Source organism: Bacillus sp. MT(2024) (assembly GCF_036362845.1).
Classification (GTDB): domain Bacteria; phylum Bacillota; class Bacilli; order Bacillales; family Bacillaceae; genus Bacillus; species Bacillus velezensis.
The window spans coordinates 2,536,657-2,556,116 of sequence record NZ_CP143632.1; the positions used below are offsets into that span (position 1 = coordinate 2,536,657).

At 44.6% G+C, this 19,460-nt stretch carries 26 protein-coding genes and 3 pseudogenes; 6 read left to right on the top strand and 23 right to left on the bottom strand.

The genetic code is table 11. The annotated features are described in order from the left end of the window. The first annotated feature begins 33 nt into the window (after window positions 1-33). Window positions 34-168: a YqzM family protein gene (locus tag VP472_RS12345; protein ID WP_003152870.1), complete on the top strand. Its 135-nt coding sequence runs from the start codon at window positions 34-36 to the stop codon at window positions 166-168. An 18-nt stretch (window positions 169-186) separates the two neighbouring features. On the opposite strand, the gene VP472_RS12350 is transcribed toward VP472_RS12345, so the two are convergent. The 3 genes from VP472_RS12350 to VP472_RS12360 form a co-directional block, all read right to left on the bottom strand. Then, window positions 187-2,538: a DNA internalization-related competence protein ComEC/Rec2 gene (locus VP472_RS12350; RefSeq protein ID WP_146277191.1), complete on the bottom strand. Its 2,352-nt coding sequence runs from the start codon at window positions 2,536-2,538 to the stop codon at window positions 187-189. Next, entirely contained in the window at window positions 2,539-3,108 is a 570-nt protein-coding gene (locus VP472_RS12355) for a ComE operon protein 2 (protein ID WP_003152868.1), read from the bottom strand. It abuts the gene before it with no gap. 66 nt (window positions 3,109-3,174) lie between these two features. Beyond that, window positions 3,175-3,789, bottom strand: a complete 615-nt coding sequence (locus tag VP472_RS12360; RefSeq protein ID WP_146277193.1) for a helix-hairpin-helix domain-containing protein — start codon at window positions 3,787-3,789, stop codon at window positions 3,175-3,177. Window positions 3,790-3,847: 58 nt separating this feature from the next. Between VP472_RS12360 and comER the strand changes: the two genes are divergently transcribed. After that, window positions 3,848-4,669 (top strand): late competence protein ComER, encoded by an 822-nt coding sequence (gene comER, locus VP472_RS12365; RefSeq protein ID WP_146277195.1) that lies wholly within the window; start codon window positions 3,848-3,850, stop codon window positions 4,667-4,669. 68 nt (window positions 4,670-4,737) lie between these two features. Here the strand turns inward: comER and VP472_RS12370 are convergent, their stop codons facing one another. The 8 genes from VP472_RS12370 to VP472_RS12405 are packed head-to-tail and all read right to left on the bottom strand — an operon-like array spanning window position 4,738 to window position 9,743. Then, complete coding sequence (locus VP472_RS12370) at window positions 4,738-5,475, bottom strand: class I SAM-dependent DNA methyltransferase (protein ID WP_014305450.1); 738 nt, start codon at window positions 5,473-5,475, stop codon at window positions 4,738-4,740. Then, window positions 5,472-5,828 carry a ribosome silencing factor gene (gene rsfS, locus VP472_RS12375; RefSeq protein WP_003152864.1) on the bottom strand — a complete coding sequence of 119 codons (357 nt, stop codon included), beginning with the start codon at window positions 5,826-5,828 and terminating at the stop codon, window positions 5,472-5,474. The genes VP472_RS12370 and rsfS overlap by 4 nt, the downstream gene beginning before the upstream one ends. A 17-nt stretch (window positions 5,829-5,845) precedes the next feature. After that, the gene (gene yqeK, locus VP472_RS12380) at window positions 5,846-6,406 is read right to left on the bottom strand and encodes a bis(5'-nucleosyl)-tetraphosphatase (symmetrical) YqeK (RefSeq protein WP_032856887.1); all 561 of its coding nucleotides are present in this window, start codon (window positions 6,404-6,406) and stop codon (window positions 5,846-5,848) included. Then, a complete protein-coding gene (locus tag VP472_RS12385) occupies window positions 6,396-6,965 on the bottom strand; it encodes a nicotinate-nucleotide adenylyltransferase (RefSeq protein WP_003152860.1) in 570 nt (189 codons plus the stop codon). The genes yqeK and VP472_RS12385 overlap by 11 nt, the downstream gene beginning before the upstream one ends. Window positions 6,966-6,975: 10 nt before the next feature. Next, entirely contained in the window at window positions 6,976-7,266 is a 291-nt protein-coding gene (yhbY, locus tag VP472_RS12390) for a ribosome assembly RNA-binding protein YhbY (protein WP_003152858.1), read from the bottom strand. After that, window positions 7,260-8,102: a shikimate dehydrogenase gene (aroE, locus tag VP472_RS12395; RefSeq protein WP_015417858.1), complete on the bottom strand. Its 843-nt coding sequence runs from the start codon at window positions 8,100-8,102 to the stop codon at window positions 7,260-7,262. Before aroE ends, yhbY begins: the two co-directional genes overlap by 7 nt. Before the next feature lie 19 nt (window positions 8,103-8,121). After that, window positions 8,122-9,222: a ribosome biogenesis GTPase YqeH gene (gene yqeH / locus VP472_RS12400; RefSeq protein ID WP_146277199.1), complete on the bottom strand. Its 1,101-nt coding sequence runs from the start codon at window positions 9,220-9,222 to the stop codon at window positions 8,122-8,124. A 2-nt stretch (window positions 9,223-9,224) separates the two neighbouring features. After that, the gene (locus tag VP472_RS12405; RefSeq protein ID WP_007408254.1) at window positions 9,225-9,743 is read right to left on the bottom strand and encodes a YqeG family HAD IIIA-type phosphatase; all 519 of its coding nucleotides are present in this window, start codon (window positions 9,741-9,743) and stop codon (window positions 9,225-9,227) included. A 357-nt stretch (window positions 9,744-10,100) separates the two neighbouring features. Here VP472_RS12405 and VP472_RS12410 point away from each other — a divergent pair, with 357 nt between their 5' ends. Next, window positions 10,101-10,241, top strand: a complete 141-nt coding sequence (locus tag VP472_RS12410) for a sporulation histidine kinase inhibitor Sda (RefSeq protein ID WP_003152850.1) — start codon at window positions 10,101-10,103, stop codon at window positions 10,239-10,241. 131 nt (window positions 10,242-10,372) lie between these two features. Here VP472_RS12410 and VP472_RS12415 read toward each other — a convergent pair whose 3' ends face one another. The 3 genes from VP472_RS12415 to VP472_RS12425 form a co-directional block, all read right to left on the bottom strand. Beyond that, window positions 10,373-10,507 carry a hypothetical protein gene (locus tag VP472_RS12415; RefSeq protein WP_003152848.1) on the bottom strand — a complete coding sequence of 45 codons (135 nt, stop codon included), beginning with the start codon at window positions 10,505-10,507 and terminating at the stop codon, window positions 10,373-10,375. 74 nt (window positions 10,508-10,581) lie between these two features. Then, window positions 10,582-11,313: an SGNH/GDSL hydrolase family protein gene (locus VP472_RS12420; protein WP_025649828.1), complete on the bottom strand. Its 732-nt coding sequence runs from the start codon at window positions 11,311-11,313 to the stop codon at window positions 10,582-10,584. Between the two features lie 69 nt (window positions 11,314-11,382). Next, the gene (locus VP472_RS12425; RefSeq protein ID WP_070082134.1) at window positions 11,383-12,117 is read right to left on the bottom strand and encodes a polysaccharide deacetylase family protein; all 735 of its coding nucleotides are present in this window, start codon (window positions 12,115-12,117) and stop codon (window positions 11,383-11,385) included. Window positions 12,118-12,350: 233 nt separating this feature from the next. On the opposite strand from VP472_RS12425, the gene VP472_RS12430 reads away from it, so the two are divergent. Further along, the gene (locus tag VP472_RS12430; protein ID WP_017418184.1) at window positions 12,351-12,977 is read left to right on the top strand and encodes a TVP38/TMEM64 family protein; all 627 of its coding nucleotides are present in this window, start codon (window positions 12,351-12,353) and stop codon (window positions 12,975-12,977) included. 15 nt (window positions 12,978-12,992) lie between these two features. On the opposite strand, the gene VP472_RS12435 is transcribed toward VP472_RS12430, so the two are convergent. Together VP472_RS12435 and VP472_RS12440 are read right to left on the bottom strand one after the other, a co-directional pair. Continuing rightward, window positions 12,993-13,463, bottom strand: a complete 471-nt coding sequence (locus VP472_RS12435) for a GNAT family N-acetyltransferase (RefSeq protein WP_146277201.1) — start codon at window positions 13,461-13,463, stop codon at window positions 12,993-12,995. Continuing rightward, entirely contained in the window at window positions 13,429-14,685 is a 1,257-nt protein-coding gene (locus tag VP472_RS12440) for an MFS transporter (RefSeq protein WP_146277203.1), read from the bottom strand. Before VP472_RS12440 ends, VP472_RS12435 begins: the two co-directional genes overlap by 35 nt. Before the next feature lie 455 nt (window positions 14,686-15,140). Here VP472_RS12440 and sigK point away from each other — a divergent pair, with 455 nt between their 5' ends. Next, window positions 15,141-15,866, top strand: a complete 726-nt coding sequence (sigK, locus tag VP472_RS12445) for an RNA polymerase sporulation sigma factor SigK (protein ID WP_020956104.1) — start codon at window positions 15,141-15,143, stop codon at window positions 15,864-15,866. 109 nt (window positions 15,867-15,975) lie between these two features. Here sigK and VP472_RS12450 read toward each other — a convergent pair. From VP472_RS12450 to VP472_RS12475, 7 genes and pseudogenes are all read right to left on the bottom strand, one after another. Further along, window positions 15,976-16,113: pseudogene (locus VP472_RS12450) on the bottom strand (DUF2634 domain-containing protein); the annotation flags it as partial. A 100-nt stretch (window positions 16,114-16,213) separates the two neighbouring features. Further along, complete coding sequence (locus VP472_RS12455) at window positions 16,214-16,912, bottom strand: aspartate/glutamate racemase family protein (protein ID WP_146277205.1); 699 nt, start codon at window positions 16,910-16,912, stop codon at window positions 16,214-16,216. A gap of 93 nt (window positions 16,913-17,005) precedes the next feature. Then, complete coding sequence (locus VP472_RS12460; RefSeq protein ID WP_146277494.1) at window positions 17,006-17,275, bottom strand: phage portal protein; 270 nt, start codon at window positions 17,273-17,275, stop codon at window positions 17,006-17,008. Between the two features lie 55 nt (window positions 17,276-17,330). Continuing rightward, a pseudogene (locus tag VP472_RS12465) lies at window positions 17,331-17,448 on the bottom strand (hypothetical protein); the annotation flags it as partial. 139 nt (window positions 17,449-17,587) lie between these two features. Continuing rightward, window positions 17,588-17,730, bottom strand: a pseudogene (locus tag VP472_RS20135) (class II fumarate hydratase); the annotation flags it as partial. Continuing rightward, the gene (locus VP472_RS12470) at window positions 17,720-17,827 is read right to left on the bottom strand and encodes a winged helix-turn-helix transcriptional regulator (protein WP_076984016.1); all 108 of its coding nucleotides are present in this window, start codon (window positions 17,825-17,827) and stop codon (window positions 17,720-17,722) included. The pseudogene VP472_RS20135 and the gene VP472_RS12470, both read right to left, overlap by 11 nt. Window positions 17,828-17,830: 3 nt before the next feature. After that, window positions 17,831-18,682, bottom strand: a complete 852-nt coding sequence (locus VP472_RS12475; protein WP_146277208.1) for an aldo/keto reductase — start codon at window positions 18,680-18,682, stop codon at window positions 17,831-17,833. 170 nt (window positions 18,683-18,852) lie between these two features. On the opposite strand from VP472_RS12475, the gene VP472_RS12480 reads away from it, so the two are divergent. After that, a complete protein-coding gene (locus VP472_RS12480; protein ID WP_013352974.1) occupies window positions 18,853-19,296 on the top strand; it encodes a MerR family transcriptional regulator in 444 nt (147 codons plus the stop codon). The last annotated feature ends 164 nt before the right edge of the window (window positions 19,297-19,460 follow it).

Below are 19,460 nucleotides of genomic sequence, written 5' to 3' on the forward strand. Positions count from 1 at the left end.
CCAGTATACTTAGGGAAGTCAGGAGGGATGAAATTGAATGATTTTGAAAAAAACGTTCAAAGCAAACGAAATGATGCTGTTGACTCAGCTGTCGGTTTTGTCGTGTCCTTCGGATTTTTCGCCTTTTTGTTCGTGATGGCAACAGCCATCCATCTTATCGGCTCTTAGCCGCATTCCGGGCTGCTGTCAATCGGCAGTCTTTTTTACTTCTTGCGCCCTGGTTTCTTCTATATCATATGGAGGGAAGACGGAAAACGTTCCGGCGCCTTTTTCAAATCTGTATTGAATCGTTCCGCTGATATCGGTGCGAAGCACATTGACAGAGTACGCCTTCAAACGATCCAGCACTTCTTCATGCGGATGATGGTATCGATTCTCTTTTCCTGCTGAAATCAGCGCTGCTTCCGGCTGAAGCTGTTTCAAAAAGGCTTCACTCGTTGAGCTTTTGCTGCCGTGATGACCCGCCTTCAATATATCAGCCTTCAGTTTCGGATACGTTTTCAGCACTTCTGTTTCGCCGTCCGATTCTAAATCTCCCGTCAAAAGCCAGCTCACTCCGCCTAAAACCGTCCAAAGCACCAGTGATGAATCATTTTTACTCTTTCCGTCAGATGACTCCGGAGACAGCACCTGAAACTGAAGATCACCCGCTGTAATGGTGTCGCCCCGCTTTGCTTCGGCAACGGGAATGTTGTTTTCTTTCGCCATTTTTAATATGTTCTGATCCTTCGGTTCTTTTACGAATCCCACGGGGACAATTAACCGTTTGACTCTATGATTTTTGATTAACACTCCGGCTTCTCCGATGTGATCCTGATCCGCATGGGTTAAAAACAGCGCATCCAGCTTTTTCACCCCTTTTCCGTTTAAAAACGGAATCAAAACCTTCTCGCCGATAGAATACGGGTGGCGTTTTTCTTTCCATGATTCTCCGGGATAAGCAATCACTCCCCCTGTATCAACCATTACGGTCCCTTTGCGGTATGGCGCGCTTATAAACAGCGAGTCTCCCTGCCCGATATCAAGCATATCCGCTTCTCCCCATGGACTGAAATACGGACGGCATATTAAATAAGCCAAAACCGCGCAGAAAAAAAGAGCCGATTTCCTGAGTTTTAAAAAACCTCCCTTTTCCAAAGCCGCAAAAAGCGTAAAAACGGAAACCGCAAGCAGAAGAAGGGAAAGAAAGTCAGGCTTTGACACAATCATAGTAAATAAATCAACGGATGCCGCATATGTAATGAAATCATGCACAGGCTTCATCACAAGGTCAAACATATCAAACAAACATTCTCCCATCTGCCTTGAAAGCAAAAGAAGAAGGAAGCCGATGACAGAAACCGGAATGACAAATAACGTATAAAATGGCACCATCACCATGTTCATCGGAAAACTGACAAGTGAAATTTGCTGAAAATGATAGAGAAGAAACGGAAGTGAGCTGAGCTCTGCAATGAATGAGGCCATCGCAAGCCCGGCAAGTCTGCTTTTCCCCGCTTTCTTTAAAATGGAGGATGACAGAATTAAAGAGGCGCTTACCGCAAAGGAAAGCTGGAAGCCCGCCTGCCAAAGGAAGTAAGGATTAAACAGCAGGAGCAGCAGATAAGACAGAGACAATGCAGCAGAGGAATGAATGCCGCGTTTAACAAGAGTTCCGGCGATATAAAATCCCAGCATGAGGGATGCGCGCAATACGGATGGGGCGGCACCGCTCAGCAGCGTATACACCGGCAAAAACAGCAGCAGCAACATCCCCGCCTTTTCTCTTGTCAGCCCGATTCTGATCAGAGCATAAAATAGTCCCGCCGTAATAAGACCGACATGCATTCCGGAAATCGCCATTAAATGAACGACTCCCAAATTTTGATATGCACTCAGTATATCGTCCTCTATAGAAAATCTTTCACCTAAGGTCAGCGCTTCAACAATTCCGGCGGAAGATTCAGGTACGTGATTCCGAATGATTGAAATCAAATTTTTTCTGAAGTTCAGCAGTTTAAACAGCGGCTGTTTGGATTTTTCACACTGCTCAATGGAAGTCACGGAAAATAACCAGTGAATCTGCTGAGAGTAAAGATATTCCTTATAATCAAAACCTCCGGGAATCGTCGCATGTGCAGGCTGTTCCAGAGAGCCTGTAAACGTGCAGCGCATCCCCGGTTCAAGCTGTTCAATGAGTCTCTTTTCCTCAAGAGACCGGATTTTATACGAAGCCGCCCATTTTTCCTTGTCATGTGTACGGATAACGGCTGACATTTTCGCTCCGTCAACCTTCGGAATATTAGTGATGACGGCCTGTTCAGTATAACTGCCGGCCTGATACCGCGTTACATTCGCAGCGTCACAAACCGTATAAAGAAAGAAATAAACACAAAAAGAAACGAGGCAGACAACAACCGGAGCAGGCTGCTTTGTTTTTATCATAATAAAGAGAAGATACAGAAGAAAAAGGAGCAGAACCCAGAAGACATGAGCGGCGGCAATTCCCGCAGTTGCAGAAACCGCCGCCAGAGGCAGAAGAAGGTATTTATATTTCATTTATACGTAACTGGTAAACAGCTCATTGGCCTGTTCATGAATTTTTTTCAGTTCATCTGCCTTAACTCCCGCATCAGATAATTGCTGAATCAGACCTGCTACAAAAGACAATTTTTCGCGGTTTTTCAGATCGATGATCATTTCATCAAGTTCGACCTGCTCCACCTTGACTCCGGCTTGGCTGAACAGCTCTTTTGCATAAGGCTGTGTTTTGTAATCTTCGGCATAATAGACCGTTTTGATGCCTGCCTGGATAATTGATTTGCAGCATTGAATACAAGGATAATGCGTCACATAAATTTCGGCGCCCTCCGTCGGAACACCGAACTTAGAACATTGCAGAATCGCATTCATCTCTGCATGTATGGTCCTCTGGCAATGATTATCTATTAAAAGGCATCCTTCATCAGCGCAATGGACGCCGCCGGCGATTGAGCCGTTGTATCCGCCGGCAATCATCCGCTTATCTCTGACTACGGTTGCCCCGACTGACAGTCTCGGACATGTGCTTCTCAGCGCCAGCAAATGGCTTTGCGCCATAAAATATTGATTCCATGAGATTCGTTCCACAAGTGTTCCCTCCAAAAAGTCTTGTTGCTTTTCTAAGTTTACATAGATTTAAGCAGAACCGTCAATTCACTTTACCGTAATGGAAGTTTTTATCCGCTCAAATGACTTTTCTCCAAAGCCTGATACATTCATCAAATCTTCAGCAGTCTGAAACCGTCCGTTTTCTTCTCGGTAGGCGATAATGGCTTCCGCTTTTTTCTGCCCCACCCCGGAAATCGCCTGAAGTTCGTCCAAAGATGCCGTATTGATATTGACAGCTGCATTCTCCTTTTCACCCGCTGCTGTTTTCGGGTGATTCTCTTCTTCGCCTTCACTCGGAATATAAACAATCGTCCCGTCCCGCAGCTGCTCTGCTAAATTAACATTCAATTCATCCGCCTTTTTCTTCAGGCCTCCGGCTTTTTCAATGGCTTGCGTCACTCTGTCTCCCGCTTTCATTTCATACACGCCGGGATTTCGGACCGCACCTTTCACATCAATCATAATCTTATCGTCTGCGGTGTCTTTTTTGTCCGCGACGGATGCCGAGGCTGTTTGGCCGAGCACGGACTGCTGTTTGACCGGCTCTTCCTTTTCAGAACGAAACAGCCAAATACAGATAAAAACCGCCCCTGCCGCAAGACAAGCGCCCAGAATTTTCAGGTTCCGCCGCAGCCGCTCCGTCATCATCGCTTTCGTCATATTGCATTGCCTCCCCGCATAAGGTTTAGAGGATTAAGGGAAAAAGGAGGGGAATTCATTGAAAATAGGCTTTATCGGCACCGGAAACATGGGAACGATCCTGATTGAATCGTTTATCGAATCAAACGCTGCCGATCCCTCACATATCACCATCACAAACAGAACAATCGAAAAAGCATTAAAACTAAAAGAACGTTTCAGCGGCATCCATGTCACCGAGGATCAGGAAAAGCTCGTACAGGATAATGAAATAATATTCATTTGTGTAAAACCGCTGGATATATATCCTTTGCTGAAAAAACTCACACCGCATTTACGAAAAGATCACATTTTAATCTCCATTACCAGCCCCGTTCAGACGAATCAGATTGAACATACGGTTCCGTGTCAGACGGCCCGCGTCATTCCGAGCATTACGAACCGCGCCTTGGCCGGCGTCTCGCTTGTTACGTTCGGCAAAAGCTGCAGCGAGGCTGCAAAAGCGGATATTCAAACGCTGTTCACTCATATTTCAAAACCTGTGGAAATCAGCAGCGGCATTACAAGAGCGGCGTCAGACATTGTCAGCTGCGGGCCCGCTTTTATGAGTTATCTCGTTCAGCGCTTTATTGACGCGGCAGTGGAAGAAACGGACATCACCAAAGAAGAAGCCGTGATTATGTCGACAGAAATGCTTGTCGGTCTCGGAAAGCTTCTTGAAACGGGGCATTACACGCTTCCCGCCTTGCAGGAAAAAGTATGCGTAAAAGGCGGCGTCACCGGAGAAGGACTGAAGGCTCTCGAAAGCGGTGTTCAGGATATGTTCAATCGTGTCTTTCAGCGTACACATGACAAATACGATGAAGATATATCGTTAGTGAAGAAGCAATTTCACGTGTAACTGAGTATGCCATAAAGAGCTTTATCGCGCCAATCGCAAAAAATGCATTTTAAAAACCATCGTTCCGTTTAAACGATGGTTTTTGGTTTGCCTGCCGTAAAGAAAAGACGTTCAGACTCTGTTGAAGGAGGCCGGTCTGTAAAATCAGCCGTCACTTTCTTCAATTCAAATCCGGTCTCTGCAAGCATTTGTTTATATTCTTCAATGTAAAATGTTTTTTGCTCATGCGTCTCGTCATAGCGGTCATAAGATTGTCCGTTCCATACGAAAAAGGACATATCATGGATGACAGAAAGCTCTTCATCGCCGGCAAAGCTTTGCCAGATATAGCTGATCTGCTCATCCTGATCCGCATGGGTGCTGTCCGGAAAAAGCTCCGTCATTTTATACGGGGAATGGACGTCAAACAGAAGCAGGCCGCCCTCCTTCAAAACTTGAAAAACACTTTTGAAGGTGCTTAAGACATCATTTTTCGTTTTTAAGTAATTTAGGGAATCACAGCAGATGACTACGGCATCAAACTGTTCTTCAAAACCGGAAAGCTCTCTCATATCCTGCTGGAGAAAAAGAATCGGCTTTCCCGTTTTTTTCTGCTGGGCACAGCTCAGCATATCTTCACTCAAATCAATCCCCGTGACTTCGCAGCCTTTTTCAGCAAGCCTGATGGATATTTCTCCGGTTCCGCAGGCAAGATCAAGCACCCTTCCCTTTTCCGGAAGAGACGCTTCAATCCAGCCCGCCCATTCATCATACGGCGCATGTGACATTAACTCGTCATATACACCGGCGAAGCCTTGGTAAATCATGAGTTCAAGCCGAGTTCAAGCTCTGCGAGCGGCGCGTCGCCCCATAGCTTTTCAAGATTATAGTAGCTTCTTTCATCTTTATGGAAAACGTGGACAATGACGTCGCCGAGATCAACTAAAACCCAGCGGGCCTCATCAAACCCTTCCATCTTTTTGACATCAATGCCGTTTTCTTCTGCCTGATCTTTAATTTCACGCGCAATGGCCTGAACCTGTTTATCAGAATTCCCGTGGCAGATTAAAAAGTAATCCGCTACAAGTGAGATTCCTTCCATGTCCAGCGCTAAAATATCTTCTGCACGTTTATCGTCGCATGCTTTTGCCGCGATTTTTAAAACGGAAGCTTGATTCATTTTCCATATTCCTCCTGTCATTTTTGAGACACCAGCCAGTTATAGGTTGCAAACGTCTCCGGAAAGACCGGCTGGTTTTTTTTCATCAGAAATATCATTGTATTTTTCATCGCTTGTATGAGCGCTTCGTTCAGATCTGTTTCCGCCAGACGGCGCACCTCTTCCACTCCGGGAAAGTGGCGGCCGGGTTCAATGTAATCCGCAACGTAGATGACTTTGTCTAAAAGGGTCATTCCGGGACGCCCTGACGTGTGATAGCGGATTGCATCCAAGATCTCAGGATCAGTGATCCCCGCTTCTTTCTCAGCCAAATACGCTCCCACAGGGGCATGCCACAGCTCGGCATTGTAATCCAAGAGCTCAGCCGGCATTTTTTCCCGCACGATGATCTGCTTCATTTCTTCTTTCGGCCGGAATTTTGCATAATCATGAAAAATAGCCGCCATTTCCGCTTTTTTCGGATCTGCTCCGAACCGGCCTGCGAGAATAACCGCCGTATCTGTCACGCCGATTGTGTGGATGTAGCGATGCTCGGTCAGCTGTTCTTTGACGCAGGCAAGTGCTTCCTCACGATTCATATAAATCATTCTCCTCTATATACTGCCTCACTTTATCCGGCATTAAGTATTGCGTAGGCTTTTTTGCTTTGAGACGTTCTCTCAGCATCGTTGACGAAACGTCAAATTCCGGAACGTCGGCAAAAAGCAGCGGGTACGGGGTCTCAATATGATACCCCGGGCGCCGCACTCCGATAAATTGAATGAGCGTGAGCAGTTCGTCCAGTTTGTACCATTTCGGCAGATATTCAATCATATCCGCCCCGATAATAAAGAAAAGCTTGTCGTTCGGGTGCCGCTCCTTCAGTAAACGGACGGTATCATAGGTATAAGAAGGGCCTTTCCGGTCCATTTCCGCAAGCTCAAGCTTAAAGAAGGAATTAGAGCTGATGGCAAGCTTCAGCATCTCCACCCGGTGCCGGCTGTCTGTAAAGTCTTCATTCTGCTTATGCGGCGGGATTTTATTAGGCATAAACCAAATCTCATCGAGCTCCGCCTGATGAAGGACTTCATTAGCCATCAGAAGATGTCCGTTGTGCGGAGGGTCAAATGTGCCCCCGAATATTCCGATTTTCTTCATGTCAACCACCTTACGGAAGCTCGATTTGTTTATTTTCCTTTGATTCCTTATACAATACGATCGTATTTCCGATCGTCTGCACCAATTGTGAGCGGCTGCCTTTCACAAGGGCTTCTGCGACATCGTTTTTATCGTCTTCGCAGTTTTGAAGCACGCTGACTTTAATCAGCTCTCTTGCTTCTAAAGCCTCGGCAATCTGTTTCACCATGTTTTCGTTGACTCCGCCTTTTCCCACTTGAAAAATAGGCGTTAAATGATGCGCTTTTGAACGCAAAAACCGTTTTTGTTTTCCTGTTAACATTGTGTTCCTCCTAGTTTTCCTTCAACAATTGCTCTCATTAAGCCGCTGTCAGGCTCTTGTTCCGTCCACAGCTTGAAAGACAGTGCAGCCTGTTCCACAAACATGCCGACACCGTCAAGGGTTGTTAAACCTCTTTTTTCAGCTTCTTTTAAGAACGCCGTTTGAATCGGGTTGTATACGATATCACAAACGATGGCGCCCGTTTTGGCCCGTTCCAATGAGAGCGGCACGGCATCCGTTTTCGGATACATGCCGACAGATGTTGTATGAATAATGACGTCATATTGTTCAAGCTGATTTTCAGCTTCTTTTAAAGTAAGGGCGCGTTTCTGCTGAAAAGAGGGAGCAGCAGCAATCAGACTTTCTGCTTTTTCCGGCGTGCGGTTGCAAACGTCAAATTGTTTCGGCTCTCTGCGGACGATCGTCGTAAAAATCGCTCTTGCCGCCCCTCCCGCCCCAATCATGAGGATGGAGAGCTCTGATATCGGTTTGTCCAATACTTTGACTAAGGATTTATAAAACCCATCTCCGTCAGTATTATACCCGATGAGCCTGTCTCCCTCTCTTTTGACGGTATTTACGGCCCCGAGTACTTTTGCGCTTTCATGTATTTCATCCAGATGCTCCATGATCGCGACTTTATGCGGGACTGTGACGTTCACTCCGCAGATGCCAAGCGCCTTGATTCCGTTAACGGCGTCCTTGAGATGACGAGGTTCCACCTGAAACGCAAAATACTGCCCGTTGATGTTCTTATCTTGCAAAGCCGCGTTATGAATATCGGGTGACATTGAATGCCCGATCGGATTTCCGATTACTCCGTACAATTGTTTCATGCTCCCTCTCCCCTTCTCTCTATATTAATGAACGGCGGACAAATACGTGTACGCCTTTCGGAGCGTATGCCGTTATTTTTTTATCTGCTTGCTGCACCGTGACCCAGCCGAGTCCGGAAAAAACGATATCCGTCTTTCCTTCTTTAATCGTAAACGCGTGGGCCGTAAGCTCCGGAAATTCATCCAAATGATCTTTTCCGGGCGGGGTAAGCAGTTCTCCCGCATGCTTTTCGTATAAAGCATCAGCATTTTCAAGCTTTGTTCTGTGAATCATCAATTCATTCGGCATATAGCAGACAAACGCCGTTTTATCGCCTGATACATAGTCAAACCGGGCAAGCCCGCCGAAATAAAGCGTTTGTTTTTCATTCAGCTGAAAAGTGCGCGGCTTCAGTTCTTTTTTCGGTGTCAGCACCTTTAAGTCACGCTTGTCCACGTAATGCGCCATCTGGTGATGGTTAATGATTCCCGGCGTATCATAAAGCGCAGATCCGTCATCAAGCGGGATTTCAATTGCATCAAGCGTCGTGCCCGGAAATTGAGAGGTGGTAATAATATTCTCTTCCCCTGAGACCTCTTTAATAATCCGGTTGATAAATGTGGATTTGCCGACATTGGTACAGCCCACCACATACACATCGCGCCCTTCGCGGTAATGTTCAATGGCGTCAATGACTTCCTTCATCCCTTGTCCGCGGGAAGCGCTGATTAAAAAGACATCAAGGGGTTTTAAGCCGTATTCTTTCGCTTCGCGTTTCATCCATTGGACGAGCCGTTCCCGCTTTACGGATTTCGGCAGGATATCGGCCTTATTACCGACAAGAATGATCGGATTACCGCCGACAAAGCGGTTCAGCCCGTTTATCCAGCTTCCGTTAAAATCAAAAATATCAACGACTTTGACAATTAGAGAGTCAGTATCGCCGATTGTGTGCAAGATATTTAAAAAGTCATCATCCGTTAATGAAACATCTTGAATTTCATTGTAATTTTTCAGTCTGAAGCAGCGCTGACAAATGACATTCTCCTTCGTGAGCGATGCCTTTGGCGCGTATCCGAGACCTTTTTTATCCTCGGTCTGGATCGTTACTCCGCAGCCGATGCAAACAACCTTTTCCATTCCTAATCCTCCCACTGAATATGGCCTTTACGTTTCAAAGAACTCAATATTCTCCGTTCAATCCGGCGGTTAAAGCGCGTCATGACTCCGTCAGAGGAAGCGACAGGCACGACGAGGATCGTATGATACCCGTTTCTGTTTCCGCCGAGAACATCAGTAAGCAGCTGATCGCCGATGACCACACAGTCTTCTTTTTTCAGATCCATGCTGCTGACGGCTCTTTTAAAGGCGCGCCCCATCGGTTTTCTTGCCTTATAAATAAACGGTATGCCAAGCGGCTCCGAGAATAATTTCACTCTTCGTTCATTATTATTGGAGACGATCGTGACTTTAATGCCGTGCTCCTTCATTTCTTCAAACCACTCGATTAATCGAGGTGTCGCACTCGGTCTGTCCCACTCCACAAGCGTGTTGTCAAGGTCTGTAATAATCCCTTTCACATTGCGTTCCTTGAGCTTTTCCGGTGTGATATGAAATATATTTTTCACAAATTCGTCAGGTAAAAAAAACTTTTTTAACAAAACCCGCACCCTTCCTTTTCTTTCTATCATCTATATGTCGAAACCTGTCAGATTTAAAAACAAAGTCGGACTCAGTAAAAAAATTTCGACAAAAATTGGGTTTCTTCACCAGTTGTGGATAAAATTACACACATTATCCACTCTTATTACATCCGGATTTATCCAGATTATAAACAAGATACTAACAAGTTATCCACTTACGAGTGTGGATAACAGAACGATTGTTCTTATTTGTATTTCATGGTAGATTAAAGATAACCTCACCATGATTGAAACGCAACCTTCCATCATATGCTTGCGTCTGATGATTGATTACAATTGTAAGGAGGTGCCACTCCCATTAATTGGGTCCCCGGCATGAGAAAGCTTTCTGATGAATTACTAATAGAATCTTATTTCAAAGCCAATGAAATGAATTTGAGCCGTGAATTTATCGAGTTAATTGAAAACGAAATCAAAAGAAGATCGCTCGGACACATTATTTCCGTTTCTTCTTAAACAGAAAAAATTCCCGGGCGAATTTCCTTTTTTTACTCAGATGACTGATATTATATCACTTCGGTTATGCGCATTACTACCACTTTCAACAAAAAACACCCCTAAAATAGAGGTGTTTAAGAGGACGGCTGCTATATATTGAACCAATACAGACCGCCCAGGACGAGAATGACGACGAGCAGCACAACAAAAAATGCGTACCAGTACCCCGCATTCACCCGAGGAGGCGGGCATACAGGATATTGCGGAGGGAAACCGCGGTTCATAGCAATCGCCTCCAAAAGATGTTTTTTCTACAGCCTATGAAGTAGAAGCAAAACGGTTTAGGCAGCTGACGGCGTCAGCGTTCCAAAACCCGCCCATTTTTTATGCCTTCAATTAAGATTCTGGCGCCTTTTGGCGTCATATGATTTCCGGAGGGATCTATCAGTCCGGATTGGATCAGCGCCCGGTCTGTATCTTTGCCGCCGTCCGCGCGTATAAAGTGTTTCCAGTTATCCACCAGCGGCACTTTCAACTCAGCTGCAACCTGCCTCGTAACGCCGTTATAGGAATTATGCCATTTTCTCGCGCCGCCTTTTTCTTTAAAGGCTGAGGCTTTATATCTCGAATAGTAATAGAGATGATGCGTTCCGTTTCCTTCTATAACCGGGATGCACGTCATTAAAATCGGCTTTATGCCGTGATTTCTGCTTTCGTTTATGAAATAAGTCAGGTTTTCTTTAAACCGTTTCTTTGATACTCGCGGCTGATCTCCCGTCAAAATGCCCGCATCATTTGTTCCGAACATGATAAATAAATATTGGGGCTTACGCTCCAGCACATCGCTTTGAAAGCGCAGGCGCGCATCCTCAGTCGTCTGGCCGCCTATTCCCGCATTTATAACCGTAAGACGGCCGCGTTCCGCTGTTTTTAAAATGTTTACCCACTGCTGCGCCTTCGGATAATCACGATAATCCCAGTTGGAACCGCGCGTATTGCTGTCGCCGAACGCGACAACACTTTTCTCTTTGCCCGCAGCGCATCCTGATAACAGACAGGTTATCGTAATAAAAAGAACAGCAAACTTCATTTTCTCTCCCTCCAAACCTTACCTCCTATGGTACACATCTCTTTGGCGGCTTTCAACGCGGCGCTCTCTTTACTGGATATGAAAAGGACCGGAATCCTGTCCGATCAAATCCGAAACCTTAACAAACGTGTAGCCCTGCTTTTTCAGCTGGGGAATGATTTCTTTCAAAGCCTCCACCGTCTGGCGCCGGTTTCCTCCGCCGTCATGCAGAAGAACGATATCTCCATCTCTGGCATGTGAAACAACGTGCCTGACGATTTTTCCTTTTCCGGGCCTTTTCCAGTCCCTCGGATCTTGGTTCCATGACCACATGATGATATGATAGCCCTCTTTTAAGATGCTTTTGAAAGCCGTCTGATTCAACGACCCTCCCGGCGGGCGGAATAACTTGTCCCCTTCCGGCTGCAGCGATCTGATATGATGCGCGGAGCTGTGAAGCTCTTGTAAAATGTCTTTGCGTTTTAAACGGTGAAAATAAACATGGTTCATCGTATGGTTGCCGATTTCATGTCCTTCTTCAACGATGCGTTTTGCCGTTATGGGGTATTTGTCTATACGGCTCCCGATACAAAAAAAGGTTGCTTTAACATTGTGCTGTTTCAGCACGTCTAACACACCCTCCGTATAGACAGGATGGGGGCCGTCATCGAAGGTTAAAGATAGCTTCTTTTTTTCAGACCTTATATCCCAGTACACGTTTCCCGTCTTCTCCATGTCACTTCTTTTTAAAGATTTCGCATCGGCGGACACGGCAGTGAGACTCGTGAGGACGCATATCATGATGATCAGATGAAAGCATCTCAACGTTTACACCTCCAGTAAACACTACTGTTAACGTGTCCCCTTTTATAAAAAATCATTCTCTGCATCAAATGATGTACATCCCCGCTTCCCGCTTGTTTTTGTCCAAATCCGGGTGCAGCCGTTTCTCATCGAACGGCAAATGCTGATAAACAAGTACGCTTATCGGACAGCTTATTTTAATAGAAGGAGATAGATTTGTGCTGTATACTAATTGAAAAGAGGTGAACGTACAGATGATAAAAAAGGGATTCAGTCTTGCCGTCATCATTGCTGTCGTGATGATCGGCTTTATGCAAAAAGACGTCTGGCTCAGCATGATTCGCGCGGGCGGCATGTACGCCGTGCTTATGAGTATCCTTCTGGTCGCAGCTGACGTATTTTTTCCGATCGTTCCATTCGCCATTATCGCAGCCTTAAACGGAGCGGTTTTCGGGATTGTAAACGGAGTGTGGATTACATTGTCAGGCGCGATGCTCGGAACAATGGCATTGTTTTTTCTCGTCCGGTACGGATTCAGAGACTGGGCCAGAAAAAAGCTGGTGGCTTACCCGGCCGCGGCTCAATATGAAGATTCATTTCATCAGCACGCGTTTACGGCGGTGCTTTTCGGGCGGCTGATTCCGATTATACCGTCGCTTGCCATGAATACCGTCTGCGGGCTGAGTAACATACGATGGCCGATCTTTTTTTCTGCGTCGGTGCTCGGCAAAATTCCGAACATTGTGATCGTGACCGTCGCAGGCGCTTCATTTACAAGCAACAAACTGCTGTCTTTCGGGATTTACGGAATGTATATGCTCGTCTTAATGGCGGTCATTTATAAGAAGTTTCCCGGTCTTTTAAAAACAACGAGAAAATGAAACGCGTACCGCCCCCTATTCCGGCGGTACGGCTCCTCTCATTCTGAGAACTTTTCCGTTACATTCTGAACCGATCACTTCCATGTTTTTCTTTCTGTAAAATGACAGAGCCGCTTCATTGCCCGGCGAAACTCTCAGGTGATATTCCGAAACACCGTTCGCTCTGAAAAACTGATTCGCGTATTGATGCAGTTTTGTTCCGCACCCTCTTCCCCTCTGCTGCTCAGTCATATAGTAAAGGTGCACATAACCGATTTTTTGGCTGCGGTAAAATTTGATGGAAGCTTCAAGCTGTCCGATCGGCTGCCCGTTATGAAGAAGCAGCATAAAACCGGCGGGAAAGCATTTGATTTGGGATGACAGCCATCTGAGATATTCATCCTTATTAAAATGATCCGCCGTGCCAAAACTGACGAAAAACGAATCCTCACGAAATGAAACGGCCGTCTCTTTATGTTTGTTTACATTGATCCGCTTGAAATACATCGGGAGTCCTCCTTTTTGAGGCCGCAAATAAGAACGAGCATAAAACGGCTGCCAACGCCAGCATAACAGCAGCCCCTGCGATGACGATGACGCGGACGGAAGAACTGACAGCCGCCGCTCCGAAAACCGCCGTTACCACTATAATGAAGACGGCTTCGACTAATGAATAAAAGCTCCCCACTCTCCCCATGATGTCCACCGGAACTTTCTTTTGATAAAACGTCAGAAAGCCTGTATTGGCAAACGCCAGAAAAAAAGCGAGAAGGAAAAATCCGAAAGCAGCCGTCCAAAAAACGTCAGAAAACGCATAAATCATATATCCTGCCGCTGTGAATAAAGAGCCCATTCCCATCAATAAAGAAGCCGGCATTTTTTTATTAAAGAATACATTGACAAGCGCCCCCGCAATAATGCCTGCCCCTGAGACACTGACGAGAAAACCGTAATCGGCATCAGTCAGCTGAAGAACTTTTTTTGAAAAAGCGGCTTCAAGCGAATCAAGCGCGGATGGCATAACGGTCATGACCAGACTGAATAAAAAATAAATGATCATGACGTTTCGCGCCGTTCGGCTGAAGCGATAGACGAGCTTCCAATCTTCTTTGTACACTGCCAAAGAAAGCTTCTGTGCGGGAGAATGTACGTGGGGCTCATTTTCAAGGTTCGGCAGCATCATCGTGATGAAACCGGACAGCACCAAAGCCGCCGCATTCACCCAAATCGCAAAAATCGGCGTGCCGGCGATAAAAAGCAGCCCGGCCGCAGCCGGCCCGAGGAGAAAAGCCCCTGATTCCGACAAAGCCCTTAGTGAATTGAATCGTTTTCTCCTTTCAGCCGGAATAAGCATCGTCACATACGCCATGGAACACGGACGAAACATCGCATTGGCCATTTGAATCAAAAACACGATACAATAAACAGAAAACAAAGACCCTACAGTAAACATCAGCGGCAGAACGGCAATGAATGCAGCCCGGATGAAATCAAGCGACATCATCATATTCCGTTTGTTACACCGGTCGATGATGCTGCCCGCCCACCCATTTGTCATCAAAACAGCCGCAGGCCTGATTAAATAAATGATGGAAACCGCAAAAGCAGACCCCGTTTCTTTTAAGACAATAAGATTAAGAGACAAAAAATAAATCCATTCACCAATATTTGCTATCCCGATTCCGGTTAACAGAAGCATCGGGTACAGCCAAGACTTCCGGTTTTTCATCTTATCCCTCCCTTAGAAATAAAAAACGCCCTCAAGACAATAAAGTCTTGAGGACGGGAAACAGCCCGCTATGCCACCTCAATTCGGTTTGGTGCCGGCCTAAGCCGGGTACAAAGCTTACTCGGTAACAGGAGTATCCGCCGCATCATCCTCGTTTTTCATGATTCCGATGCGAAGCTAAGAGGTTTGTTTCAACACATCCATTCATACTCCTTCACAGCTCCCGGAGCTCTCTGTCATGAATGATATCTGTCTACTCGTCTCTTCAGCGCTTTTCGTTATATTCTTTTCACCCTTACTTTTTTTAACAATATACAGGCTCAATCAGCAAAAATCAAGAGGCTGTAAGAAATAAAACCTGCCTTTGATTAATTTCCCTGTACAGACACAAACAGCCTGACTGCCACATACAGTTACATATAGGCTTTTGCCTACATAACTTTGTGGAGGTGAGGATGGTGACAGGTGTTTTTGCAGCGCTCGGGTTTATTGTGAAAGAACTCGTGTTTTTAGTATCATACGTGAAAAATAATGCCTTTCCACAACCGCTCTCAAATAGTGAGGAGAAAAAATACTTAGACCTTATGGCCGAAGGAGATGAACACGCCCGCAATATGCTGATCGAACATAATCTCCGTTTAGTCGCCCATATTGTAAAAAAATTCGAAAACACGGGAGAAGACGCAGAAGATCTGATCTCCATCGGTACAATCGGGCTGATCAAAGGAATTGAAAGCTACTCAGCCGGAAAAGGCACGAAGCTTGCCACATATGCCGCACGATGTATTGAGAATGAGATTTTAATGCATCTGCGCGCATTGAAAAAAACGAAAAAAGACGTCTCCCTTCATGACCCGATCGGCCAGGATAAAGAAGGGAATGAAATAAGCCTGATTGATGTTCTCAAGTCGGAAAGCGAAGATGTGATCGACACCATTCAGCTCAACATGGAACTTGAAAAGGTCAAAAAATATATCGATATTTTAGACGACCGCGAAAAAGAAGTCATCGTCGGCCGCTTCGGGCTTGATTTAAAAAAAGAAAAAACGCAGCGCGAGATCGCAAAGGAGCTCGGCATTTCAAGGAGTTATGTGTCGCGGATTGAAAAACGCGCATTGATGAAGATGTTTCATGAGTTTTACCGGGCGGAAAAGGAGAAGCGGAAGAAGAAGGGAAAGTGAGCGAAAAGCCGGATCTGACATTCCGGCTTTTTCTATTTTATCTTTTTCAATCATGACTATGAACAGAATATGCGTAGCGCTCAGTGTGAAGGGACAAATATACAAACTATTTAATCGCGTCAAGGCCTGTGATGAATTCATTTGTGATACGGCCATTTTCAAAATATATTTTGTAGGTTTGAGAGGTCTCTATAACTTCGCTGTCATCTTCAATATCATCAAATTCAATTTCTGAGGAAAGGGTCATGATAAGATCACTCCTATAACGTTCCTCCATTTATTGATTGAATGAACCATAATAAAAACCGCTCCTAAAGAGCGGTTTTAAAATATAAGAAATAATCATTCTAAGAAGAAATCGAAAGGGATTTATTTACTGCTTTTTGAGCATGGATTAAAGTCGTATCAAATAATGGCACTTTTGAATCCTCTGCCTTTACTAATAGTCCAATTTCAGTGCATCCAAGAATGATTCCTTCTGCTCCTCTATCCACCAAATTATTTATGATCTTCTTATAAATGTTTTTGGAAGACTGTTTAATTTCACCCAGACACAGTTCTTGATAAATAATATTATTTATTAATTCCCTTTCCTCATCATCAGGAACAATGACATTAATATCATGAGACGCAATACGTGATTTATAAAAATCTTGTTCCATCGTATATTTAGTACCAAGCAATCCTATTGAGCGAATGTCTTGTCTAATAATTTGTTCTGCAGTTGCATCGGCAATATGCAAAATAGGTATAGTGATCATTTCTTGGATATATCCAAGAACTTTATGCATAGTATTTGTACATATTACAATAAAATCTGCACCTGCTTTTTCTAATGATCTTGCAACTTGACCTAAAGCTTCACCTGCTTTATCCCAAGCCCCTACGGATTGATAATGTTCAATTTCCTTAAAATCAACACTGTATAAAAGGCATTTTGCCGAGTGAAGCCCTCCTAACTTCTTTTTTATTTCTTCATTGATAATTCGATAATACTCAACTGAAGATTCCCAACTCATTCCGCCAATAAGACCAATAGTTTTCATAACCCACCTCGGATAAAATTTTCAAAATATTATAGTTATTTTAAAGCATAGATTAGGTCTTTACAATTATTTATTTTTTCAGGATTACTATCATTAAATTTTATCGAGAATAAAAAATGATTGCCCGCCTTTTAAGGAGACAACCATCAAATTCTCACCCATTTTCAGTTCTTCATCTTCTCCAGAGCGCCACCGTTTAGGAATAATAATCAAATCAGCAGGTATTATTAATTTGTCATTTTCATATAGCCTTATTTCAATAGATGAAACGAAAATCACTTCAGCCGGCATAATATCCACCGGTGACTCACATTCAATAAAGTTAGAATATAGAAAAAGAGATGTGACAGTTATGAAAATCATTTTTCTCATTCGTTACTGCATTTTGGTATCAAATGACTTGACTTATAAGTCCTTAACTTGCGTCCTCTCTCAAACGATTCAACGCCGGACGCTCTAAAAACTCCTCAGAAAATCCTTCCCAGGCATACTTCAGTCCCTGCTTTCTTTATGCTGACCTCGATCTGGCTGCCGATGTTTGATCCCTTGTTCCTCGGTTGATAACCTTACAGCTAATGGCTATCATCCTGAAGTTTGTCCTACTGAGGTGATTTTCAACGGTGGAAAAAAGAAAAACTAGCTACTGATTAGTAACTAGTTTTTATCTTAAAAGATTCAAATATTAGGTTTCAGATTTTCTGGTTTAACCATCTCATCAAATTGTTCTTCCGTTAAAATGTAAGCTGCACGCAGTCTTTTTAGCATTAACCCTCCCTTATGAACAAACTTGGCATTTTCGAATAATTTTCATACCCGATAAGGTTCTAATTCCCTAAGTTGTAGTATCGATATCCTCTGTGTAATCCATGGGATTAACCTTTTAAGTTCATTAAACTTAACTGTTTTATTAGACAAAGCTTACAGATCGAATTTCATGGCGCCTATCGATTTTACAATTTCAGGATCTCGGTGCGACCCGAAAAGACTTTCTCCTTTATCAAGGGTGGAAATCTTTTCGATATCCTCTAAGCTCAACTCAAAATCAAAAATGTCAAAGTTTTCGACAATCCGTTCTTTGCGCACCGATTTTGGAATCGTAACGACTTCACGCTGAACAAGCCAACGCAGCACGACCTGGGCGACGGATTTATTGTGTTTTTCCGCAATGGAAGTCAACACGCCGTTGCTGAACATGTTATTGCGCCCTTCAGCGAACGGTGCCCATGACTCGTGTTGAACTCCCTGCTCTTTCATAAAAGCAGCACTTTCTTTTTGCTGGCAGAATGGATGCGTTTCGACTTGATTGACGGCTGGCACGATTTCATTATGCATGATCAGATCCATTAGACGGTCGGGATGGAAGTTGCTGACTCCGATTGCCCTGATTCTTCCTTCGCGGTACAGATCCTCCATCGCGCGCCAAGCGCCGTAGTAATCGCCGTATGGCTGGTGAATAAGGTATAAATCAAGATAATCCAGCTGCAGCTTATTTAAAGATTTGGAAAATGCCGCCTTGGCACTTTCATAGCCGGCATCCTGAATCCAGAGCTTGGTCGTAATGAACAGCTCCTCACGCGGTACGCCGCTCCGCTTGATTGCACGTCCGACTGCCTCCTCATTTAGGTAACCGGAAGCAGTGTCAATCAGGCGATAACCGGCCATCAGTGCTTCATATACTGCGTTTTCACATTCTTGAGCATCGGGGACTTGGTATACACCGAAGCCGATAATTGGCATTTTCAATCCGTTGTTTAATGTTACGGTTTGCATTGTAATTCCTCCTATTGTTCAAATGTAGAACGACAAACGGCACGCATCCCGAAAATCGGGCACTGCAGAATGAATTCCGCTGCGGCTGGTTTGCGTTATAATAAGCTTATTACCTTCGTGCAACACGAAGGCAAGCACTTTTTTAAAAAATTTTTAAAGGAGGATTACACATGCATACAGTCAAAGAAGCAGCGATGATAACCGGACTCACTGAGCATGCGGTGCGCTTTTACACGGATAAAGGCCTGGTGCCGAGCGTACAGCGCAATAAAAACAATATCCGTTTGTTCGATGAAGAATCAATCAACTGGCTGTTTGGCGTCAAATGCCTCAGGCAATCCGGAATGCCGATTGAAGACATTAAAACGTACGTGAATCTCTGTCTCGAAGGAGATTCGACCATCCCACAACGGTACACACTCATGATGGAGCATAAAGAAGATGCGCTCGCTCAGCTCGAAGAAGCCAAACAGCACATTGCCCATTTGGAACAAAAAACCGCCCTATATCAAGCCATTCTGGAGCACCGCTCTTTTGATACAACCAATCCCGCCAACTGGGAAAAAATACAGCATATGCATAGTGACGTATTTTACTCGCCCACTGTCCGGTAGATGTGAAAGATATTTATGAGCACATCAATGGCTCTTAAACTCCTAAATTGGAATCCATATTGAATAGGCTAAGTTTGATGACATGTTATGAGCGATTAAATTTGTTTATATACGGCTATAAGGCTGCAAGTCCTTAATTTTTTTCTTACGGTTACTTTCTATTA

What these genes read in the sequence shown, in the direction of transcription:
- VP472_RS12350 (WP_146277191.1), bottom strand. Translation starts at nt 2,538, where the DNA reads ATGAAATATAAATACCTTCTTCTGCCTCTGGCGGCGGTTTCTGCAACT.
- VP472_RS12360 (WP_146277193.1), bottom strand. Translation starts at nt 3,789, where the DNA reads ATGACGAAAGCGATGATGACGGAGCGGCTGCGGCGGAACCTGAAAATT.
- VP472_RS12370 (WP_014305450.1), bottom strand. Translation starts at nt 5,475, where the DNA reads ATGATTTACCAAGGCTTCGCCGGTGTATATGACGAGTTAATGTCACAT.
- rsfS (WP_003152864.1), bottom strand. Translation starts at nt 5,828, where the DNA reads ATGAATCAAGCTTCCGTTTTAAAAATCGCGGCAAAAGCATGCGACGAT.
- yqeK (WP_032856887.1), bottom strand. Translation starts at nt 6,406, where the DNA reads ATGAATCGTGAGGAAGCACTTGCCTGCGTCAAAGAACAGCTGACCGAG.
- VP472_RS12385 (WP_003152860.1), bottom strand. Translation starts at nt 6,965, where the DNA reads ATGAAGAAAATCGGAATATTCGGGGGCACATTTGACCCTCCGCACAAC.
- yhbY (WP_003152858.1), bottom strand. Translation starts at nt 7,266, where the DNA reads ATGTTAACAGGAAAACAAAAACGGTTTTTGCGTTCAAAAGCGCATCAT.
- aroE (WP_015417858.1), bottom strand. Translation starts at nt 8,102, where the DNA reads ATGAAACAATTGTACGGAGTAATCGGAAATCCGATCGGGCATTCAATG.
- yqeH (WP_146277199.1), bottom strand. Translation starts at nt 9,222, where the DNA reads ATGGAAAAGGTTGTTTGCATCGGCTGCGGAGTAACGATCCAGACCGAG.
- VP472_RS12410 (WP_003152850.1), top strand. Translation starts at nt 10,101, where the DNA reads ATGAGAAAGCTTTCTGATGAATTACTAATAGAATCTTATTTCAAAGCC.
- VP472_RS12415 (WP_003152848.1), bottom strand. Translation starts at nt 10,507, where the DNA reads ATGAACCGCGGTTTCCCTCCGCAATATCCTGTATGCCCGCCTCCTCGG.
- VP472_RS12420 (WP_025649828.1), bottom strand. Translation starts at nt 11,313, where the DNA reads ATGAAGTTTGCTGTTCTTTTTATTACGATAACCTGTCTGTTATCAGGA.
- VP472_RS12430 (WP_017418184.1), top strand. Translation starts at nt 12,351, where the DNA reads ATGATAAAAAAGGGATTCAGTCTTGCCGTCATCATTGCTGTCGTGATG.
- VP472_RS12435 (WP_146277201.1), bottom strand. Translation starts at nt 13,463, where the DNA reads ATGTATTTCAAGCGGATCAATGTAAACAAACATAAAGAGACGGCCGTT.
- VP472_RS12440 (WP_146277203.1), bottom strand. Translation starts at nt 14,685, where the DNA reads ATGAAAAACCGGAAGTCTTGGCTGTACCCGATGCTTCTGTTAACCGGA.
- sigK (WP_020956104.1), top strand. Translation starts at nt 15,141, where the DNA reads ATGGTGACAGGTGTTTTTGCAGCGCTCGGGTTTATTGTGAAAGAACTC.
- VP472_RS12455 (WP_146277205.1), bottom strand. Translation starts at nt 16,912, where the DNA reads ATGAAAACTATTGGTCTTATTGGCGGAATGAGTTGGGAATCTTCAGTT.
- VP472_RS12460 (WP_146277494.1), bottom strand. Translation starts at nt 17,275, where the DNA reads ATGATTTTCATAACTGTCACATCTCTTTTTCTATATTCTAACTTTATT.
- VP472_RS12475 (WP_146277208.1), bottom strand. Translation starts at nt 18,682, where the DNA reads ATGCAAACCGTAACATTAAACAACGGATTGAAAATGCCAATTATCGGC.
- VP472_RS12480 (WP_013352974.1), top strand. Translation starts at nt 18,853, where the DNA reads ATGCATACAGTCAAAGAAGCAGCGATGATAACCGGACTCACTGAGCAT.